Origin of the sequence: Pseudomonas savastanoi, from assembly GCF_020917325.1 — a bacterium.
In the GTDB taxonomy this organism is placed as follows: Bacteria; Pseudomonadota; Gammaproteobacteria; order Pseudomonadales; family Pseudomonadaceae; genus Aquipseudomonas; species Aquipseudomonas amygdali.
In genome coordinates this window covers 2,307,208-2,323,807 of record NZ_CP076652.1, presented here as the reverse complement: position 1 = coordinate 2,323,807, position 16,600 = coordinate 2,307,208, and the positions used below count along the sequence as shown (strand labels likewise).

At 57.0% G+C, this 16,600-nt stretch carries 22 protein-coding genes; 6 read left to right on the top strand and 16 right to left on the bottom strand.

Annotated features, from left to right (window positions below; genetic code table 11):
* Positions 1-29 precede the first annotated feature (29 nt).
* The 3 genes from rpmI to thrS are packed head-to-tail and all read right to left on the bottom strand — an operon-like array spanning position 30 to position 2,758.
* Complete coding sequence (gene rpmI, locus KP808_RS10080) at positions 30-224, bottom strand: 50S ribosomal protein L35 (protein WP_002553160.1); 195 nt, start codon at positions 222-224, stop codon at positions 30-32.
* Between the two features lie 60 nt (positions 225-284).
* Positions 285-836 carry a translation initiation factor IF-3 gene (infC, locus tag KP808_RS10075; protein WP_170855886.1) on the bottom strand — a complete coding sequence of 184 codons (552 nt, stop codon included), beginning with the start codon at positions 834-836 and terminating at the stop codon, positions 285-287.
* Positions 836-2,758, bottom strand: a complete 1,923-nt coding sequence (gene thrS, locus KP808_RS10070) for a threonine--tRNA ligase (RefSeq protein ID WP_230018320.1) — start codon at positions 2,756-2,758, stop codon at positions 836-838. The genes infC and thrS overlap by 1 nt, the downstream gene beginning before the upstream one ends.
* Positions 2,759-3,118: 360 nt before the next feature.
* Here thrS and KP808_RS10065 point away from each other — a divergent pair, with 360 nt between their 5' ends.
* Together KP808_RS10065 and KP808_RS10060 are read left to right on the top strand one after the other, a co-directional pair.
* On the top strand, positions 3,119-3,424 hold the full coding sequence (locus KP808_RS10065; RefSeq protein ID WP_058407607.1) for a hypothetical protein: 306 nt from the start codon (positions 3,119-3,121) through the stop codon (positions 3,422-3,424).
* A 295-nt stretch (positions 3,425-3,719) separates the two neighbouring features.
* Positions 3,720-3,932: a cold-shock protein gene (locus KP808_RS10060; RefSeq protein WP_003315566.1), complete on the top strand. Its 213-nt coding sequence runs from the start codon at positions 3,720-3,722 to the stop codon at positions 3,930-3,932.
* Positions 3,933-3,997: 65 nt separating this feature from the next.
* Here the strand turns inward: KP808_RS10060 and KP808_RS10055 are convergent, their stop codons facing one another.
* On the bottom strand, positions 3,998-4,345 hold the full coding sequence (locus KP808_RS10055; protein WP_058407608.1) for an I78 family peptidase inhibitor: 348 nt from the start codon (positions 4,343-4,345) through the stop codon (positions 3,998-4,000).
* A gap of 310 nt (positions 4,346-4,655) precedes the next feature.
* Between KP808_RS10055 and KP808_RS10050 the strand changes: the two genes are divergently transcribed.
* Positions 4,656-4,850, top strand: a complete 195-nt coding sequence (locus tag KP808_RS10050; RefSeq protein ID WP_002553154.1) for a hypothetical protein — start codon at positions 4,656-4,658, stop codon at positions 4,848-4,850.
* A 27-nt stretch (positions 4,851-4,877) separates the two neighbouring features.
* Here the strand turns inward: KP808_RS10050 and KP808_RS10045 are convergent, their stop codons facing one another.
* From KP808_RS10045 to KP808_RS10010, 8 genes are all read right to left on the bottom strand, one after another.
* Positions 4,878-5,903 (bottom strand): nucleoside hydrolase, encoded by a 1,026-nt coding sequence (locus tag KP808_RS10045; protein WP_057402304.1) that lies wholly within the window; start codon positions 5,901-5,903, stop codon positions 4,878-4,880.
* 22 nt (positions 5,904-5,925) lie between these two features.
* A complete protein-coding gene (gene rbsD / locus KP808_RS10040; protein WP_044323545.1) occupies positions 5,926-6,330 on the bottom strand; it encodes a D-ribose pyranase in 405 nt (134 codons plus the stop codon).
* Complete coding sequence (gene rbsK, locus KP808_RS10035; RefSeq protein ID WP_004665169.1) at positions 6,327-7,247, bottom strand: ribokinase; 921 nt, start codon at positions 7,245-7,247, stop codon at positions 6,327-6,329. The genes rbsD and rbsK overlap by 4 nt, the downstream gene beginning before the upstream one ends.
* Positions 7,248-7,277: 30 nt before the next feature.
* The gene (locus KP808_RS10030) at positions 7,278-8,294 is read right to left on the bottom strand and encodes a LacI family DNA-binding transcriptional regulator (protein WP_230018311.1); all 1,017 of its coding nucleotides are present in this window, start codon (positions 8,292-8,294) and stop codon (positions 7,278-7,280) included.
* Between the two features lies 1 nt (position 8,295).
* The gene (locus KP808_RS10025; protein WP_002553148.1) at positions 8,296-9,288 is read right to left on the bottom strand and encodes an ABC transporter permease; all 993 of its coding nucleotides are present in this window, start codon (positions 9,286-9,288) and stop codon (positions 8,296-8,298) included.
* Positions 9,285-10,838: a sugar ABC transporter ATP-binding protein gene (locus tag KP808_RS10020; RefSeq protein WP_230018309.1), complete on the bottom strand. Its 1,554-nt coding sequence runs from the start codon at positions 10,836-10,838 to the stop codon at positions 9,285-9,287. Before KP808_RS10020 ends, KP808_RS10025 begins: the two co-directional genes overlap by 4 nt.
* Before the next feature lie 53 nt (positions 10,839-10,891).
* Positions 10,892-11,812 (bottom strand): sugar ABC transporter substrate-binding protein, encoded by a 921-nt coding sequence (locus KP808_RS10015; protein WP_371875231.1) that lies wholly within the window; start codon positions 11,810-11,812, stop codon positions 10,892-10,894.
* Positions 11,813-12,044: 232 nt separating this feature from the next.
* A complete protein-coding gene (locus KP808_RS10010; protein ID WP_005746777.1) occupies positions 12,045-12,269 on the bottom strand; it encodes a YgdI/YgdR family lipoprotein in 225 nt (74 codons plus the stop codon).
* Positions 12,270-12,402: 133 nt separating this feature from the next.
* On the opposite strand from KP808_RS10010, the gene KP808_RS10005 reads away from it, so the two are divergent.
* From KP808_RS10005 to KP808_RS09995, 3 genes are all read left to right on the top strand, one after another.
* Positions 12,403-12,654 (top strand): DUF1654 domain-containing protein, encoded by a 252-nt coding sequence (locus KP808_RS10005; RefSeq protein ID WP_004662361.1) that lies wholly within the window; start codon positions 12,403-12,405, stop codon positions 12,652-12,654.
* Positions 12,655-12,658: 4 nt separating this feature from the next.
* Complete coding sequence (locus KP808_RS10000; RefSeq protein WP_058400205.1) at positions 12,659-13,360, top strand: endonuclease; 702 nt, start codon at positions 12,659-12,661, stop codon at positions 13,358-13,360.
* 234 nt (positions 13,361-13,594) lie between these two features.
* The gene (locus tag KP808_RS09995; RefSeq protein ID WP_002553142.1) at positions 13,595-13,831 is read left to right on the top strand and encodes a DUF6555 family protein; all 237 of its coding nucleotides are present in this window, start codon (positions 13,595-13,597) and stop codon (positions 13,829-13,831) included.
* A gap of 78 nt (positions 13,832-13,909) precedes the next feature.
* Here the strand turns inward: KP808_RS09995 and map are convergent, their stop codons facing one another.
* From map to KP808_RS09975, 4 genes are all read right to left on the bottom strand, one after another.
* Positions 13,910-14,701: a type I methionyl aminopeptidase gene (gene map, locus KP808_RS09990; RefSeq protein ID WP_230018307.1), complete on the bottom strand. Its 792-nt coding sequence runs from the start codon at positions 14,699-14,701 to the stop codon at positions 13,910-13,912.
* Positions 14,698-14,955: a ParD-like family protein gene (locus KP808_RS09985; RefSeq protein WP_002553140.1), complete on the bottom strand. Its 258-nt coding sequence runs from the start codon at positions 14,953-14,955 to the stop codon at positions 14,698-14,700. Before KP808_RS09985 ends, map begins: the two co-directional genes overlap by 4 nt.
* Positions 14,956-15,031: 76 nt before the next feature.
* The gene (locus KP808_RS09980; RefSeq protein WP_058400203.1) at positions 15,032-15,241 is read right to left on the bottom strand and encodes a hypothetical protein; all 210 of its coding nucleotides are present in this window, start codon (positions 15,239-15,241) and stop codon (positions 15,032-15,034) included.
* A 102-nt stretch (positions 15,242-15,343) separates the two neighbouring features.
* Positions 15,344-16,375, bottom strand: coding sequence for an Ldh family oxidoreductase (locus KP808_RS09975; RefSeq protein ID WP_122259689.1), 1,032 nt, complete (start codon positions 16,373-16,375; stop codon positions 15,344-15,346).
* Positions 16,376-16,600: the final 225 nt, after the last annotated feature.

The window sequence follows — 16,600 nt, the reverse complement described above, 5'->3', positions numbered from 1 at the left end:
GAGTTACTTCCTCTATATCTTGATCAAAATTAACGAAGGCGCAGCATGCGCTCGACTTTTGCCACGTCAGACGGATGCAGCAAGCTGCTACCGCGCAGTTGACGCTTACGCTTTGTCGACATTTTGGTCAGGATGTGGCTCTTGAAAGCGTGCTTGTGCTTGATGCCGTTGGCGGTTTTCAAAAACCGCTTAGCTGCACCACTTTTAGTCTTCATCTTTGGCATGTTCGGATACTCCGCATTCAGTTGATAAATATAACCGCAAGGCCTGCCGTGCCCTGGTGGTTATTTCTTCTTTTTCGGGGCGATGACCATGATCAGCTGGCGTCCTTCCATCTTAGGATGCTGTTCGACGGAACCGTATTCGAGCAGGTCACCTTCAACCCGCTTCAACAGCTCCATACCCAGCTCCTGGTGGGCCATCTCACGACCGCGGAATCTCAACGATACCTTGGCCCTGTCCCCGTCACTCAGGAAACGTACCAGGTTGCGTAGTTTTACCTGGTAATCCCCTTCCTCCGTCCCTGGACGAAACTTGATTTCTTTAACCTGGATCTGCTTCTGGTTTTTCTTCGCTGCAGCAACCTGCTTCTTCTTCTCGAAGATCGATTTGCCGTAATCCATCACACGGCAGACCGGAGGAAGTGCGTCGGCAGAAATCTCTACCAGATCCAGCTTAGCCTCTTCGGCAATACGAAGCGCTTCATCAATCGAGACGATGCCAATCTGCTCGCCGTCAGCGCCAATTAAACGAACCTCGCGGGCCGAGATATTTTCATTGATCGGGGCCTTGGGTGCAGCTCGTTTATCTTGTCTCATTTCACGCTTAATAATAATTACTCCGTATCTTGGCGACCACGCCGGGAAACCGCTTGTGCGAGGAATTCAGCGAATTGGGCAACCAGCATCGAGCCAAGGTCAGCGCCTTCACGTGTACGCACAGCGACAGTTTGCATTTCAACCTCCCGATCTCCAATCACGAGGAGATAAGGAACCTTGAGCAAAGTATGCTCGCGGATTTTAAAGCCGATCTTTTCATTTCTCAAGTCGGACTTGGCACGAAACCCGCTTTCAGCCAGAGTTTTTTCCACTTCAAGGGCAAAATCGGCCTGTTTGTCAGTGATATTCATGATCACTGCCTGGGTAGGCGCCAGCCAGGCTGGAAACGCGCCTTCGTAATGCTCGATCAGAATTCCGATGAAACGCTCGAAAGACCCAAGAATCGCACGGTGCAACATGACCGGATTCTTGCGACTGTTGTCTTCCGAAACGTACTCGGCGCTCAAACGGATCGGCAAGTTGAAGTCCAGCTGCAAGGTGCCGCACTGCCAGACCCGGCCGAGGCAGTCCTTGAGGGAAAACTCGATTTTCGGACCGTAGAACGCGCCTTCGCCCGGCTGCAGATCATAGGGCAGACCAGCACTGTCGAGCGCAGAGGCAAGCGCCGTCTCGGCACGGTCCCAAAGCTCGTCGGAGCCTACACGCTTTTCAGGGCGAGTGGACAATTTGAGTTCGATGTCCTTGAAACCGAAATCGGCGTAGACATCCAGCGTCAGCTTGATGAATGCGGCAGATTCGGCCTGCATCTGATCTTCGGTACAGAAGATATGAGCGTCGTCCTGAGTGAAGCCACGCACACGCATGATGCCGTGCAAGGCCCCCGACGGTTCGTTACGGTGGCAGGCACCGAACTCGGCCAGACGCATCGGCAGCTCGCGGTAGCTCTTCAGGCCCTGATTGAACACCTGCACGTGGCAAGGGCAGTTCATCGGCTTGATCGCGTAGTCGCGACTCTCGGACTCGGTAGTGAACATGTTGTCAGCGTAGTTGGCCCAGTGCCCGGATTTCTCCCAGAGCGAGCGATCGACCACTTGCGGGGTCTTGATCTCGAGGTAGCCATTCTCACGCTGCACTTTGCGCATGTACTGCTCAAGCACCTGATACAGGGTCCAGCCCTGCGGATGCCAGAACACCATACCCGGCGCTTCTTCCTGGGTATGGAACAGGCCGAGGCGCTTGCCGATCTTTCGATGATCGCGCTTTTCGGCTTCTTCGATGCGCTGAATGTAGGCAGCCAACTGCTTCTTGTCAGCCCAGGCAGTGCCGTAGACACGCTGCAATTGCTCGTTCTTGGCGTCACCGCGCCAGTAGGCACCGGACAGCTTGGTCAACTTGAACGATTTCAGGAAACGCGTATTCGGCACGTGCGGACCACGGCACATGTCGACGTATTCTTCGTGGTAATACAGGCCCATGGCCTGCTCGTTCGGCATGTCTTCGACCAGGCGCAGCTTGTAGTCTTCGTGACGGGCGGTGAACACCTCGATCACTTCAGCGCGCGGGGTGACTTTCTTGATGACGTCGTAATCTTTTTCGATCAGCTGCTGCATGCGCTGCTCGATCGCCGCCATGTCGTCAGGCGTGAACGGGCGCTCGTAGGCGATATCGTAATAGAAGCCGTCGTCGATCACCGGGCCGATGACCATTTTTGCAGTCGGATACAACTGCTTGACCGCATGCCCGACCAGGTGAGCGCAAGAGTGACGGATTATTTCCAGCCCTTCCTGATCCTTGGGGGTGATGATCTGCAGGCTGGCATCGTTTTCGATCAGGTCGCAGGCGTCAACGAGCTTGCCGTCAACCTTGCCGGCCACGGTGGCCTTGGCCAGCCCGGCGCCGATTGAAAGCGCGACATCGGCTACGGAAACCGCATGATCGAATGAACGTTGACTGCCGTCGGGAAGAGTAATAGTTGGCATGGCGCCTCCTCTCCTAGTGGTGACCCCTACCAAAGGTCACGTGGGTTGGGATGAGCCAGTACGTGATCCGGTGGTATGCCTGCCTCACAGTGGCAGGAGCCTTGGGGCCAACCTTGAACCGGACCAGATGACTGGAATGTACGAAAAACCTGCCTGCGTCGCGTCCAAAGCCATCAGCAATGGGGACACTTGAAAATAACAGGACGCGCATCCTAGCACAGCTCGGCCTACACCGGACGCCCATATGCGTAAATCACACCAAATAACACGTCACCTGAACTGGCAGGCGTGATGGGCGTCTTAACCAGTCAGGATCCTGTACGTTTCCTTGTTCACTAAAGTCAGCAAAAGGAGAACACCATGAAGCTTTCCCGTCTGTCCGCACTCCTCGCCTGCGCCGCCGTCCTGGCCCCTTGGGGCGCTCAGGCCGCCATGGAAAAAACCGTGCAAGACACGTTCACGCAGGAATGCATCGCCGCGGCGAATCAGCACAAGCAGGATGCCAAGGCCGCACAAGCTCATTGCGATTGCAGCGCCCGGGTAGTGAACAAGGAGTTTTCTCAGCAGGAAATCGAAGCATTGAGCAGTACCGATAGCGCTCCTGCCCCTGCATTGACGCAAAAACTGCAGAAACTGGTTGCCGAAAACTGCACCAAATCAAAATAAATCATTTTTTTTAACTCGGTAAAGCAGCCGCCTGAAATGCCGAGAGCTACGCCCCGCCGCTAACCTGAAAGCCTTGCAGAGCGGGGCTTTCAGCATATGCTGCACAGTCTTGATGCAAGGCAATCAGAGACATCATTTAGCCACTTTACGTGTATGACGCTTTGCATATGCAGGGGCCCAGGCTAAAGAGATAACCTTAGTAGCTGTCTTTTTGCGCATTTCGACTATGATAGGCCCGTGTGCCCAGTTGGCCTGAGCAGCACGTTATTGAAAATTATGTTTCTGGAGATACACCATGTCTAATCGCCAAACCGGCACCGTAAAATGGTTCAACGATGAAAAAGGCTTCGGCTTTATCACTCCACAGGGTGGCGGTGACGACCTGTTCGTACACTTCAAAGCAATCCAGAGCGACGGTTTCAAAAGCCTGAAAGAAGGCCAGACCGTTACTTTTGTTGCGGCTAAAGGCCAGAAAGGCATGCAAGCAGAAGAAGTTCAGGTAGCCTGATTCACCTGACATAAAAAAACCCCGTCACTGACGGGGTTTTTTATGCGCCACAGAAAAGTGCCGACTCAACCGCAGTTGATGCGCGTCACCTTTCCCGAAACGTCGGTATTGACGTTTACCCGCTCGGATCGGTATTCCAGCGTAACCATGTCGTCAGGCCCGAGAATGCGGGCATCCTGAGAACCGGTACGGGCGCGCACTTGTGACAGAAGGTCGATGGACGCTGGCTTGCCGATTGCGAACTGGCCAAGCCCTGCATCACAACGGCCAGGTATGGCGTTGGCGTTACTGGCGGATGCGGGAGCGTCTGCCTTGACGGACGCTTCAGCGTCCTTATCAGAGGACGTGCTGCTGCATCCTGCCAGCAACGACGCCACGACCACAAAACCCAATGTTGCGAACTTCCGGGGCATACACCCTCCTCTGCCAATAAAACATTCCAGACCTGTCCGACCGCGCTCAGACGCGTTGGTTGCACAACTCTAGTTGAGAAGCCATCGGCAACCTGTTGATCTGCCTGGGCCGAGAGTCTGCCTTGGGATCACACAGGGCGCGCGGTGAAATCGTCACAAAACGTTTACAACCTATGGCCATAGACTCTGACTATCGGGATGAGATGTAAGTAGAAGTGTCAAAATGTGCGCGGAATGGTTTACTGCGAGAGACGCAAGCGCCGGGAAGCGAACAGCGTAGTGCGTGACCCTTCACTGGAGATCAACAGACATGACAGCCATAACTCTGGATGCAGACATCAAGGCCAGATGGCCTCAGGGCCACTGCTCGCACAGCCCCGGAAACCCGGAAGAGCTGATGATCATTGCCGTCGACCTGCTGATCAAGGAACTGGGCACCGAGGGTGCCCGCGCCTTCATCAGCCAGGTACTGAGCCGTTATGCCACGGCAGGGCTGCCGGTCTGATGCACCTGTTGCAGCCCGCGTGATGGGTTACTTCAGTCGCGCCAGACGCTCGGTCAGCAGATCGAAGAAACCCTGAGCGTCGCCATTCTCGACCCAGAATACATTCTGCGGCTGCTTGAGCGTGCCGTACCAGTCAGCCACTGTCTGACCGAAACCAATGCCCTCGCGGGTGTCGACCGCAACGTTGATCTGCCGCCCGGAAAACAACTCGGGCTTGAGCAACCAGGCAATGACACTGGCGTCGTGAACCGGACCACCGGGCAAGCCGTAATGCTCCATGTCCAGTTTGACGTATTCATTGAGAATGCCGTCGACCAGCTTGCCGGCGTTATTGCCCAATGCGGCAATCTGCTTGAGGCGTTGTTCGCTGGTCAGGATCTTATGGGTCACGTCCAACGGTACGTAAGTAAGCTTCACACCACTGGCCAGAACGATCTGCGCAGCATGCGGGTCAGCAAACAGGTTGAATTCGGCAACCGGCGTAATGTTACCGCCGTTGAAATGCGCGCCCCCCATGACCACCACTTCCTTGATGCCCTGGGTGATTTCCGGTGCCTGCACGAGCGCCAGCGCCAGGTTGGTCTGCGGACCGAGCATGGCGATAGTGATGCTGTGCGGCTTGGCCTTGCTCAAGGTGCGGATCAGGTAATCGACTGCATTACCGTCGGCCAACCCCTTGGCTGGCTCATGCACGGGCACGCCGGGCAACCCTTCCTGACCGTGAACGTTTTCTGCGTAGATAGGTGTGCGCACCAACGGTTTGGGCGCACCGGCATACACCGGCACTTCTTCACGCCCGGCCCATTCACGCGCCAGCCTGGCATTGCGCGAGGTCTTGTCCAGACGGACATTGCCGGCGACGGTGGTGATCGCCATCACGTTCAATTCTTCGGGTGACGCCAGCGCCAGCAGCAACGCAACGACGTCGTCCGCGCCGGGATCGGTATCGATGATCAGATCACGCTTTTCTGCCGCCTGAACGGCAGCGCTACTCAGTATGGACAAGAGCAATGCTCCACGAATGAACTGTCTGGAAAACTGCATCAACGTCATATGAAACTCCCTTTCTTGATAGCTAGAACACAACTCCGGAAACCAGCGCCACATTACTGTACGGCTGGCATTCTCCGGTACGGATGATTGCCTTGGCCTTGCGGCTCAATACTTTCAGGTCCTCATGGCTTATCCAGCGCTGCTGACCCAATTGATCATCGAGGTTCAGGCTTTCGATGACCTGCAATGCGGGAGGTTTGACCTCGGCCATTTCGTTGGCCAGCACATGGCTTTCGACCTGCATCTCACTCAGCACCACGTCCAGCACACTGACGAAATCAGGTACGCCGCGAGTCAGCGCCAGGTCGATCAGCTCGACGCCTGCCGGTACTGGCATTCCAGCGTCGACGATCATCAGGATGTCGCCATGCCCCAGCGACGCAATGACGCGAGACAGGGCAATGTTGAGTAGCGGGGTCTTTTTCATAGTGAATCGAATTCCTTTACTTCCTCGAACGTCGGGATGGACGGCTGGGCACCCGCGCGGGTCACGGATATGGCTGCCGCGGCCTGACCGAATCGAATGGCCTGCGATTCACTCTGACCCGCCGCCAGTGCTGCGGCAAAACCACCGACAAAGGTATCACCTGCAGCGGTGGTGTCCACGGCCTGTACACGACGCGCAGGGATATGTTCCACGCCCGCAGCACTGGCGAACAGGGTTCCGCGCTCACCCAGGGTAATGATTACGTTGCGCGCCCCGGCAGCCAGCATGGCCGCTGCCGCCTCTTCAGCCGCCGCCGAGGAGTCGACAGTCACACCGGTCAGGGTCTGCGCCTCACTTTCATTGGGGATCAGATAGTCGATAAGGCCATACCAGTTTGCCGGCAAAGGCTCGCTGGCCGGGGCAGGATTGAGAATGACGGTCTTGCCCAGCGCGCGGGCGCGGGTCAGGGTGTGGAAAACTGTTTCAGTCGGCACTTCAAGCTGGCAGATGACGATCCCGGAACCCGCCAGCAATGCGTCGAAACGCTCGATCAATGCCGGAGTGAGCCGACCATTGCCTCCGGCAACGATGACAATTGCATTCTGACTGCTGGCGTCGACCACAATCGAAGCGATCCCGGTGGACACGCCTTCAACGACCGTCACGGCCTGACAGTCGATATGCTCGGCCAGCAGTGCTGCACGCAGTTGCTCCCCGTAGGCATCGGCACCCACACAGCCGATCATCGCCACACTGCCACCCAGGCGCGCTGCGGCAACTGCCTGGTTGGCGCCTTTACCACCAGGCACGGTGTCGAACGTCTCCCCGCTCAGCGTCTCGCCGGGGCGCGGCAGACGCTGGGCGCGGATGACCAGATCCATGTTCAGGCTGCCCACTATCACTATTTTTGCTTGCATGGCTCATTAATCCGTTGCTGTGCGTGCGCGTCATTCATTGGACAAAGTGTTCGGCGCTGCCGTGGACTCGCGCACCAAGACGCAAGGCGTCACGAGTCTTTTTTCGACAGGAACTGTATGCGGTGCGGCGATTCGGTTTAACAACATTTCGGCGGCGGTTTCGCCCAGTTGCATGATCGATTGCCCCACAGTGGTGAGGGCCGGATAGACGTAGCGGCTCATCTGAATGTCATCAAAGCCGATGACCGACAGATCCTGAGGCACGCGAATCGAACGCTCGGCAGCTGCGCGCAGCACACCGATGGCGATGACATCGTTGCCGGCAAAAATCGCTGTCGGCGCATGCCTGGCCAGTAGCAGGCCCGCAGCTGCGTGGCCAGCCGAACTGGTAAATTCGCTGTGCACCGCCCAATCCGGGCCGACCTCGACAGATGCCTGCTGCATGGCCCGCCGATAACCCGCCAGGCGCATTTCGGCAACCATGCTGTCGCGCGGTCCGCCAATGCAGGCAATGTGACGATGCCCGAGATCCAGCAGATGTCGTGTTGCCAGCCAGGCGCCCTGCTCGTGATCGATGCGCACCATGTCAGCTTCGATGCCTTGCAGCTCGCGGTCGACGATTACCAGCGGCGTGCGCACCTCGGTGAGGCCACAGGTGACGCTGGCATCACCCGCCACAGACGAGACAATCAACCCGTCAACGCGCTTTTCCAGCAAAACACGCAGGTAACTGCGCTGCTTTTCCGGGTTGTCGTCGGAATTACAAAGGATCACGCAAAAACCGTTGCGCTCACAGTAGTCCTCGATGCCCCTCGCCAACTCGGCGAAATACGGATTCATACCGTTGGGAATCAACAGGCCGATGGTCGATGTGCTCCTGGCCTTCAGCGAACGCGCCACGGCGCTGGGCACATAATCGAGCTGCGCGATGGCCGCTTCGACCTTGAGCCTGACCGGCTCGCTCACCGGCCGGGTCTTGTTCAGCACATGGGAGACCGTGGTGTACGAGATCCCCGCCAGCGCCGCGACATCCTTGATAGTCGCCATATCAGCCCTGGCGCCGTGCCCGGTGACTGCGATAGGTGTCCAGCACTACTGCGATCACGATCACCGCACCAGTAATGATGCGCTTGGTCGGCTCGGTCGCACCGATCTGCGCCAGGCCTGCGGCCAGTACCGAAATGATCAGCACGCCGAAAAAAGTACTGATGATCGAACCGCGCCCGCCCATCAGGCTGGTGCCACCGATCACGACGGCGGCAATCACTTGCAGCTCAAGACCTGCACCGGCATTCGGATCAGCCGCTTCCAGTCGCGATATCTGAAACAGCGCCGCCACACCGGCCAACAGGCCCATCAGCGAGAACACCAGGATCTTGTAGGGTTTGGGATTGATGCCGGCCAGACGCACCGCTTCTTCATTGGTGCCGATGCCGATCAGATAGCGACCAAAAACAGTGCGGGTCAGCACGGCCTGAGCAATGAAAATAACCAGCAATGCGATGATGAACGACGGCGCGATACCGAACGCGATCGGGTCAGATAGCCAGGCGAACGAATCACCGATATAAGCGGTGCGCGAATTGGTCATCTGGTAGGCCGCGCCACGAGCCATCTCCAGCACACCGAGGGAGACGATGAACGAAGGGATGCGCCAGGCAACGGTAATGGAGCCGGTAATCGTGCCTGCCAGGGTCGCGCAGGCGATGCCTAGCAAGGCGGCCGGGAACACACTCCAGCCCCAACCCAGGATAGCCACACTCACAGCCGAAGCAGCCAGCGCCAGCACCGACCCCACGGACAGGTCGATACCGCCGATGATAAGGATCAGCGTCATCCCGACCGACAGCACCATCAGGTCAGGGATCTGGTTGGCCAGCATGCTGAATGTCTGATAGGACAGAAAGTGATCGCTGAGCAGGGAAAACAGCACGATCATCACCAGCAGCGCACCCGCCAGCCCGATGTAGGTGCCAAGACCAAAGTAATTGCCGCCGCGACGGGCCGGCACGGTCAGCGTCGGAGAAGGAGTATTTTTCATGAGTCGTTCCTGGGCGCGGCGTCATTGAGCAGCGCGTCACGTTTCTGATAACCGGCAAAGGCAGCGGCAAGCAATTGGTCCTGGGTCCAGCTGTCGCGCTCGAACGTGTCGATCAGGCGACCGGCAGACAGCACACCGATACGATCGCAGATCAACATCAGCTCGCGCAGATCACTGGAAACCACCACCAGCGCCCTGCCCTGACGGGTCAGTTCGGCAAGCAGCGCGTAGATATCGAATTTGGCACCGACGTCGATACCTCGGGTCGGTTCGTCGAACAGCATCACTGGGCAATCACGTTCCAGCCAGCGACCGATCACGACTTTCTGCTGGTTACCGCCTGACAGCTCGGAGACCAGTTGGTCCGGACTGGAACTGCGAATACGCATGGCAGCCACCTGGCGCTGCGCCAGCTTCAGTTCGTCGTCGGCGTTAACCAGGCCTGCTCTGGAGATCGAATGCATATTACCCAGCGCAATGTTGGCGCTGATTGACTGCGACATCAGCAGCCCTTCGCTCTTGCGGTCTTCCGTGATCAAGGCAATACCGTGCTCCACGGCGTCCGAGGGTGAACGGATGGTGATGGCTTGCAGTGGCTGCCCAACTTCAATCGCACCACTGTCGGCAACATCTGCACCGTAGATCAGGCGCAGTAACTCGGTGCGCCCGGCACCGATCAGCCCGGAAATACCGAAGATTTCACCTCGTCGCACATCGAACGAAACATCCTGAACCTTGCCGGCACGACTGAGCCCCTTGACTGACAGCGCTACTTCGCCAATCTGCCGGGCGCCCATGTCCATGTGTTCGCCAAGTTCACGGCCGACCATCAACGTGACCAGTTGCTCGCTGTTGTAGCGGGCAATCGGCTCGACGCACACCAGCTTGCCATCGCGCAGTACGGCTATGCGCTGAGACACTCTGGCAAGCTCCTCAAGCCGGTGGGAGATATAGATGATCGAGACACCACGAGCCTGCAGCCGCGTGATCTGCTCGAACAGCATTTCCACCTCGCGTGAGGTGAGCATGGCAGTAGGCTCGTCGAGGATCAGCACATGGCAGTCGCCAACCAGGTTGCGAGCGATCTCGACCATCTGCTGATGACCGATCCCCAAATCGCCGACCAGCGTATCGGGATCAATAGCGTCCAGACCCACCTGAGCCATAGCCTTGATCGCATTTTCACGCAGGCGCTTGCGGTCGATCCAGCCAGCACGACGCGGCAGGTCGTCAAGGAAAAGGTTTTCGGCAACGGTCAGGGTCGGCAGCAGGTTGAGTTCCTGCATGACCATGCGAACCCCGAGCTTTTCGGCCTGGGTACGACTCACAGGTTCATAAGGCTGCCCTTGAAACTCCATGCGCCCGGTAGTGGGCGTCACCAGGCCGCCAATGATTTTCGACAAGGTACTTTTACCGGCACCGTTTTCCCCGGTCAGGGCCAGCACTTCGCCACGCATCAACGTCAGATCGACGTCACCGAGCACGGGTTGAGCGTAGGTTTTACCGATGCCACTGACCGAAAGAACAGCTGTCTGAACAGACGCTGACATACATTTCTCCCAGTGCCCGTCCTGCAAGGACGGGCACCTTTACGCGGCGTGGATCAAGGTTTGGTAACAAGTTCTACTGGCGTTTCGATGACGCCTTTTTCGTTGGTGTCGACCTTCTCGCCTTTGACCAGCTTCAACGCAGCTTCAATACCAAAGACCGCTTGTTTGGCTGCAAACTGGTCAGCAGTGGCCAACACTCGGCCGTCCTTGAGCATCGGTTTGATCGCGTTGATGTTGTCGTAACCCACGACCATGACCTTGCCAGCCTTGCCTGCTGCACGCACCGCAGAAACCGCCCCCAGCGCCATGCTGTCGTTACCGGCCAGCAGGGCCTTCAGGTTCGGGTATTCATTGAGCATCGCCGAAGCAACGGCGTTACCCTTGTCGATTTCCCAGTTGCCGGACTGCACAGACACGACCTTCATCTGCGCCTTGTCCATGGCATCCTTGAAACCGGCGGTACGTTGCTGAGCGTTGGTGGTGGTCGGCACGCCTTCGATAATGCCGACTTCGTCACCGCTCTTGAGCTGCTTGGCCAGGTAGTCGCCTACCAGCTCGGCACCTTTGCGGTTGTCCGGCCCCACGAACGGGATCATCAGGCTTTTGCTTTTGAGCACGTCGGGATCAAGCTGGTTGTCGATATTGACGACCTTGATACCGGCGTCTGTCGCTTTCTTGAGCACCGGCACCAACGCCTTGGAGTCGGCAGGCGCGATCACCAGGGCGTCGACTTTGGAGACAATCATCTGCTCGACGATACGAATCTGCGCAGAGGTGTCTGACTCGTCCTTGATCCCGTTGGAAATCAGGTCGAAATCGGTGGCGTGCTCTTTCTGATAAGCCTTGGCGCCGTCTTCCATGGTCAGGAAAAATTCATTGGCGAGCGACTTCATCACCAGGGCGACCTTGGGTTTTTCAGGCGTCTGAGCGTATGCAGCAGAGAGGGGCATGACTGCGGTAACAGCAGCGAACATGGCGACAGCGAGCAGGCGTCCAGCGAATGGCAGCTTCATGAGTTCATCTCCGATCTTGTGATTATTGTTCGGGCGAACGACGCAGGGTCGATGCAATGCATCAACACGCAAACGTTTGCGAGGGATGAACTATGAAAAAACCCGCAGGGTTTGTCAATCCGTCGAAAATGAAATCTGTTCGTACTGCTCGCCCCCAACGCGCAGGGAACGAGCATTAGTGCTCAGTCGGATTTCACTCCTCCGGTCTGACCGTAGCCACTTCGTCGGCCTTGATGCGGACTCTCTTGCCGGAGATGTCTTCAAACTCGTAGAAACCATCACGACTCTTGGTCTTGGGCATGTCCTTGGTGATGTACTGTGTGCCGTTCTGAAGCGTGACGACCGAAGGCGTGGAGCAGCCTGCCAGCAGTACAGCAGTTGCGGCCAGTAACGGAAATGCCAGTGACTTGATATTCATGCGCGACTCCGGGAGCGTTGGTTTTTCAAGACAATAGTGTGCCATTTCAAGCGCTTTATCTTACATAGATGTTGCGAAAGATCCGACACTGAAATACTGTATGCCCGTACAGCTAAAATCAGGAACCTTATCCGTGGCCAAACAAACCGCAGCGACCGCCTCCACTCCCGGCCCTTACGAGCGCATGGGCATGCGGGTACAGAAGATCATCAACTCGCCTACCGCGCAGAAATCCAGGGCTGCCCTGCTTTTTCGTCAACCGGATGAGTCAGAGGACGACTGGGCGCAGCTTCTTGAAGAAATAGCCGAGAACGACAACGTCACCCTCGCCTGGCGCGACGATGGTGGCGTGCAAATATTCTGGACGTTGCCGAAGGAAGACTGACGGCATGATGTTTCGATTCTCGACACTGCTTTGCACCACCCTGCTCATCACCGCTTCATTCAGTGCTCAGGCCGAAGCTCCGCGTACTTTCAGCGAAGCCAAGAAAGTCGCCTGGGGGTTATACGCACCACAATCGACCGAATTTTACTGCGGCTGCAAATACACCGGCAACCGGGTCGATCTTGCGGGCTGCGGCTATGTCCCGCGCAAGAGCGCCAAGCGCGCCAGTCGTATTGAATGGGAACACATCGTTCCGGCCTGGCAGATCGGCCATCTGCGCCAATGCTGGCAGAACGGCGGGCGCAAAAACTGCACAAAGACCGATGCCGTTTATAAACGCGCCGAGGCAGACCTGCATAACCTGGTGCCCAGCATCGGCGAAGTGAATGGCGACCGCAGCAACTTCAGCTTTGGCTGGATACCCGAGCAAAAAGGCCAGTACGGTTCATGCCTGACGCAAGTGGATTTCAAGGCGAAAAAGGTCATGCCTCGCCCTTCCATTCGCGGCATGATCGCCCGCACCTACTTCTACATGAGTAAACAATACAACTTGCGCCTGTCGCGCCAGGACCAGCAGCTTTATCAAGCCTGGGACAAGACTTATCCTCCCCAGGCCTGGGAGCGCCAGCGCAATCAGCAGGTCGCCTGCGTTATGGGGCGGGGTAATGATTTTGTCGGCCCGGTAGACCTCAAGTCATGTAAATGAGGCTTGTCTCAAAAAAGAAGATCTTCGTTTGGATGACCATTCGGTCATCCATTCATGCGTTTGAGTGAACCCAAAACCACTCATCGGACAACTGTTAACTACATCTCGAAACGACGCGATTTTCGCTCTACGATCTGAAGACAGCAGCGTGACCGGAGAAGGTTTCTCGCGCATGCCCCACTGGAATAATCACACTATTTTGATGGCATGCCGTCAGGCTCACGGGCAGGAAAGATGAATCATCAAACGGAATTTGAAATTCACTATCAGTTCAATGGCGAACCTCGTTGTTTCCTGCACCAGACCAGGCAAATGTGCCAGTGCGACGCATTGCACTGCGCAACGCTGCACGCCGGCGTTGGCACAGTGAGTGGCAATATGTCTGCAGGGCCGATAGGAATGGCGACCTTGCAGGCAGAGCGTTTTGGCGTAACAGAAGTACGCTGGAAAAGATCTTCGCCGCAATACTGAAACATCACCCTTGATCAAAAAAAATGGCCTCTCGGGAAGGCCATTTTTTATGCACTCAAATCACCGAACCACTCACGTCTAAATGGCAGGATAATGACCCGTACCTTCAGGCCAGGGCGTCAGCAGTTCAAAACCGGTAGAGGTGACTACAACCATATGCTCCCATTGCGCAGACAATGAAAGATCGCTGGTCAGAACCGTCCAGCCATCCGGCAGAGTACGAGTACCGGCCCTGCCGGCATTGATCATCGGCTCGATGGTGAACACCATGCCCGGCTTCAGCCTGAGGCCTTTGCCCTGAGCGCCGTAGTGCAGAACCTGAGGCTCTTCATGGTACTTGCGGCCAATGCCGTGCCCGCAATATTCACGCACTACACTAAAGCCTTCACGATGAGCGATGCTCTGAATGGCATAACCGATATCACCCAGCGTTGCCCCGGGGCGCACTGCATGAATACCGGCGCGGGTTGCCTCGTAGGTCGTCTCGACAAGACGTTTTGCCAGGGGGCTGACCTCACCGACCAGATACATACGGCTGGTATCGCCATACCAGCCATCCTTGATGACCGCGACATCGATATTGACGATATCGCCATCTTTCAGAATATCGGTGGCAGAAGGTATGCCATGACAGACCACTGCATTGGGAGAGATACAGGTGGTCTTGGTAAAACCGTGATAGCCCACATTCGCGGGAATCACTTTCAGCTCTTTGACGATGTATTCGTTGCAGATATCGTCGAGCGCTTCGGTGCTGACGCCAGCCTTGACGTAAGGCGTGATCATTGCAAGTACATCGGCAGCCAGCCTGCCGGCTATGCGCAACTGCACAAGGTCCTGTTCGGTCTTGATACCGATGGCGCTGCTCATGAGGCCGCCTTGGAAAGGCTGGACGCAGAAAGCTCTGCAACGTTGAAGTTCGAAGCAGTCAGCACCGTGCCGCCTGCGTTCTCGATACGGATCAACATCTGGCAGATCTCGCTGTAATCCAGTGCCGGGTGCAATTCGGCAAGCATGCCGATGCGCATCCAGTGCTCAGCCTGCGCATTGATGGAGCGACTGAGCGCAACACTGGCAGAGCGCAGGTTGGCGTGCATGTTTTCGGAAATCTTTACCAGACCCATGGTTCACCTCAAATTGAATATATGAAGCATATACGTTACATATACTCACAATCAACCCGAGACGCTATCGGCCACACTATTCCATCGCACTGGCCTGACGGTATTCACCACTTGCGCGGGCTGCCGCAATGGCTATCGATACATCCTGCTCGTAGCCATTGAACTGACGCAGACCCGCCGCCAGCCGGAGGAAATCCTCACGCTGCATTTCATTGACGGTAGAGAGAGTACGATGCTCCTGAGCGACCGGGCTTTGTACTGACGTTTGCACTGACTTAAGGGACATAACAGACCTCATTCGTTCTTTACTGTTCATGCATACAGTATTTAGAACCGAGCGCCGACACAAGACTGACTGCGACGAATGGTCAGCAAATGTGTAAACGGCTCAATCGCCCGTCAGCCCCTGCAAGCGCTCCAGATCAGCCTCAGCGATGTCGATACCGTGCACCATCGACCGCGCACGCTCGCTGTAGCGTCGGTCCCCCGGCAGGCGTTCCTGCCCTGCCCCGTGGAGCTGCCTTACCAGTTCCTCACTACGCTGTGCAAAATGCTGACCGCTGCCTTTGTCCGGATCGATGACGATCAGCAACTGGCCGGTCCAGGGTGTCTGCGCACCGGGATGCTTCGACCAGTCAAAGCCGAACGAGAAATTGCCACCTGTCAGCCCTGCCGCCAGCAGCTCGACCATCATCGACAGTGCGGAACCCTTGTGACCGCCAAAGGGCAATAGTGCCCCGCCATCGAGAATGGCGCGGGGGTCTTCAGTGGGCCGGCCGTCGCGATCCACGCCCATACCCGCCGGCAGCAGTCGCCCTTCACGCGCTGCGATCTGAACGTCACCATGGGCAATGGCGCTGGTCGCCAGGTCGAAAACAATAGGCCCGCTCCCGGCACGCGGTGCAGCGAAGGCAATGGGGTTGGTGCCGAACAAGGGCTGACGCGCACCATGTGGCACTACGCAGGTCATGCTGTTGACCATGCTCAGGGCGACCAGCCCTTCTTCGGCGAAAGGTTCGACATCCGGCCACAGCGCGGCAAAGTGATGAGAGTTGCGTATCGCCAGAATCGCAATCCCGGCACTGCGCGCCTTGTCGATCAGCAATGATCTGGCTGCCGCCAGCGCAGGCTGGGCAAAGCCGTTATCGGCGTCGACCCTGACAAACGCGGCACCGACATCCTCGATCAACGGCACTGCCTTGCCGTCCACCCAGCCACTGCTCAGCGATGAGATGTAGCCAGGCATGCGAAAGATGCCATGACTGTGCGAGCCGTCGCGCTGGGCGCTGGCGCAGTTCTCGGCAAGCACATCGGCAACTTCCGGGGAGGTGCCGTGCGCAAGGAAGATCCGCCGCAACAGATCTGTCAGTTGCTGATATGAAACGGTCCGGACCGGCTGATCGTTAGGGGTGGCGCGCATCTGAGGCTCCTGTTCATGTCATGGCAAGGTACCGGGAACAACCGCACGAAATACCAGCAACGAGAGTAGCGCTGCAGGCTCTGCAAAAACACTCCCTGCGCACTACGGTGTGCTCGATTGTCGCGAACAGGTTTCAATGAGAGCTGCTTGCATTCACAAGGAATTACGCTGTGCGTTGACGGGTAATTCCTGCAAATGTTCTCTCTCCCTGATATCCAAGGGTAG

What these genes read in the sequence shown, in the direction of transcription:
- KP808_RS09985 (WP_002553140.1), bottom strand. Translation starts at nt 14,955, where the DNA reads ATGGGTCTGGTAAAGATTTCCGAAAACATGCACGCCAACCTGCGCTCT.
- KP808_RS10060 (WP_003315566.1), top strand. Translation starts at nt 3,720, where the DNA reads ATGTCTAATCGCCAAACCGGCACCGTAAAATGGTTCAACGATGAAAAA.
- KP808_RS10055 (WP_058407608.1), bottom strand. Translation starts at nt 4,345, where the DNA reads ATGCCCCGGAAGTTCGCAACATTGGGTTTTGTGGTCGTGGCGTCGTTG.
- rbsK (WP_004665169.1), bottom strand. Translation starts at nt 7,247, where the DNA reads ATGCAAGCAAAAATAGTGATAGTGGGCAGCCTGAACATGGATCTGGTC.
- KP808_RS10010 (WP_005746777.1), bottom strand. Translation starts at nt 12,269, where the DNA reads ATGAATATCAAGTCACTGGCATTTCCGTTACTGGCCGCAACTGCTGTA.
- KP808_RS10065 (WP_058407607.1), top strand. Translation starts at nt 3,119, where the DNA reads ATGAAGCTTTCCCGTCTGTCCGCACTCCTCGCCTGCGCCGCCGTCCTG.
- KP808_RS10000 (WP_058400205.1), top strand. Translation starts at nt 12,659, where the DNA reads ATGATGTTTCGATTCTCGACACTGCTTTGCACCACCCTGCTCATCACC.
- KP808_RS10020 (WP_230018309.1), bottom strand. Translation starts at nt 10,838, where the DNA reads ATGTCAGCGTCTGTTCAGACAGCTGTTCTTTCGGTCAGTGGCATCGGT.
- KP808_RS09980 (WP_058400203.1), bottom strand. Translation starts at nt 15,241, where the DNA reads ATGTCCCTTAAGTCAGTGCAAACGTCAGTACAAAGCCCGGTCGCTCAG.
- rpmI (WP_002553160.1), bottom strand. Translation starts at nt 224, where the DNA reads ATGCCAAAGATGAAGACTAAAAGTGGTGCAGCTAAGCGGTTTTTGAAA.
- KP808_RS10015 (WP_371875231.1), bottom strand. Translation starts at nt 11,812, where the DNA reads ATGTTCGCTGCTGTTACCGCAGTCATGCCCCTCTCTGCTGCATACGCT.
- map (WP_230018307.1), bottom strand. Translation starts at nt 14,701, where the DNA reads ATGAGCAGCGCCATCGGTATCAAGACCGAACAGGACCTTGTGCAGTTG.
- KP808_RS10030 (WP_230018311.1), bottom strand. Translation starts at nt 8,294, where the DNA reads ATGGCGACTATCAAGGATGTCGCGGCGCTGGCGGGGATCTCGTACACC.
- KP808_RS10045 (WP_057402304.1), bottom strand. Translation starts at nt 5,903, where the DNA reads ATGACGTTGATGCAGTTTTCCAGACAGTTCATTCGTGGAGCATTGCTC.
- thrS (WP_230018320.1), bottom strand. Translation starts at nt 2,758, where the DNA reads ATGCCAACTATTACTCTTCCCGACGGCAGTCAACGTTCATTCGATCAT.
- KP808_RS09975 (WP_122259689.1), bottom strand. Translation starts at nt 16,375, where the DNA reads ATGCGCGCCACCCCTAACGATCAGCCGGTCCGGACCGTTTCATATCAG.
- KP808_RS10050 (WP_002553154.1), top strand. Translation starts at nt 4,656, where the DNA reads ATGACAGCCATAACTCTGGATGCAGACATCAAGGCCAGATGGCCTCAG.
- KP808_RS09995 (WP_002553142.1), top strand. Translation starts at nt 13,595, where the DNA reads ATGAATCATCAAACGGAATTTGAAATTCACTATCAGTTCAATGGCGAA.
- KP808_RS10025 (WP_002553148.1), bottom strand. Translation starts at nt 9,288, where the DNA reads ATGAAAAATACTCCTTCTCCGACGCTGACCGTGCCGGCCCGTCGCGGC.
- rbsD (WP_044323545.1), bottom strand. Translation starts at nt 6,330, where the DNA reads ATGAAAAAGACCCCGCTACTCAACATTGCCCTGTCTCGCGTCATTGCG.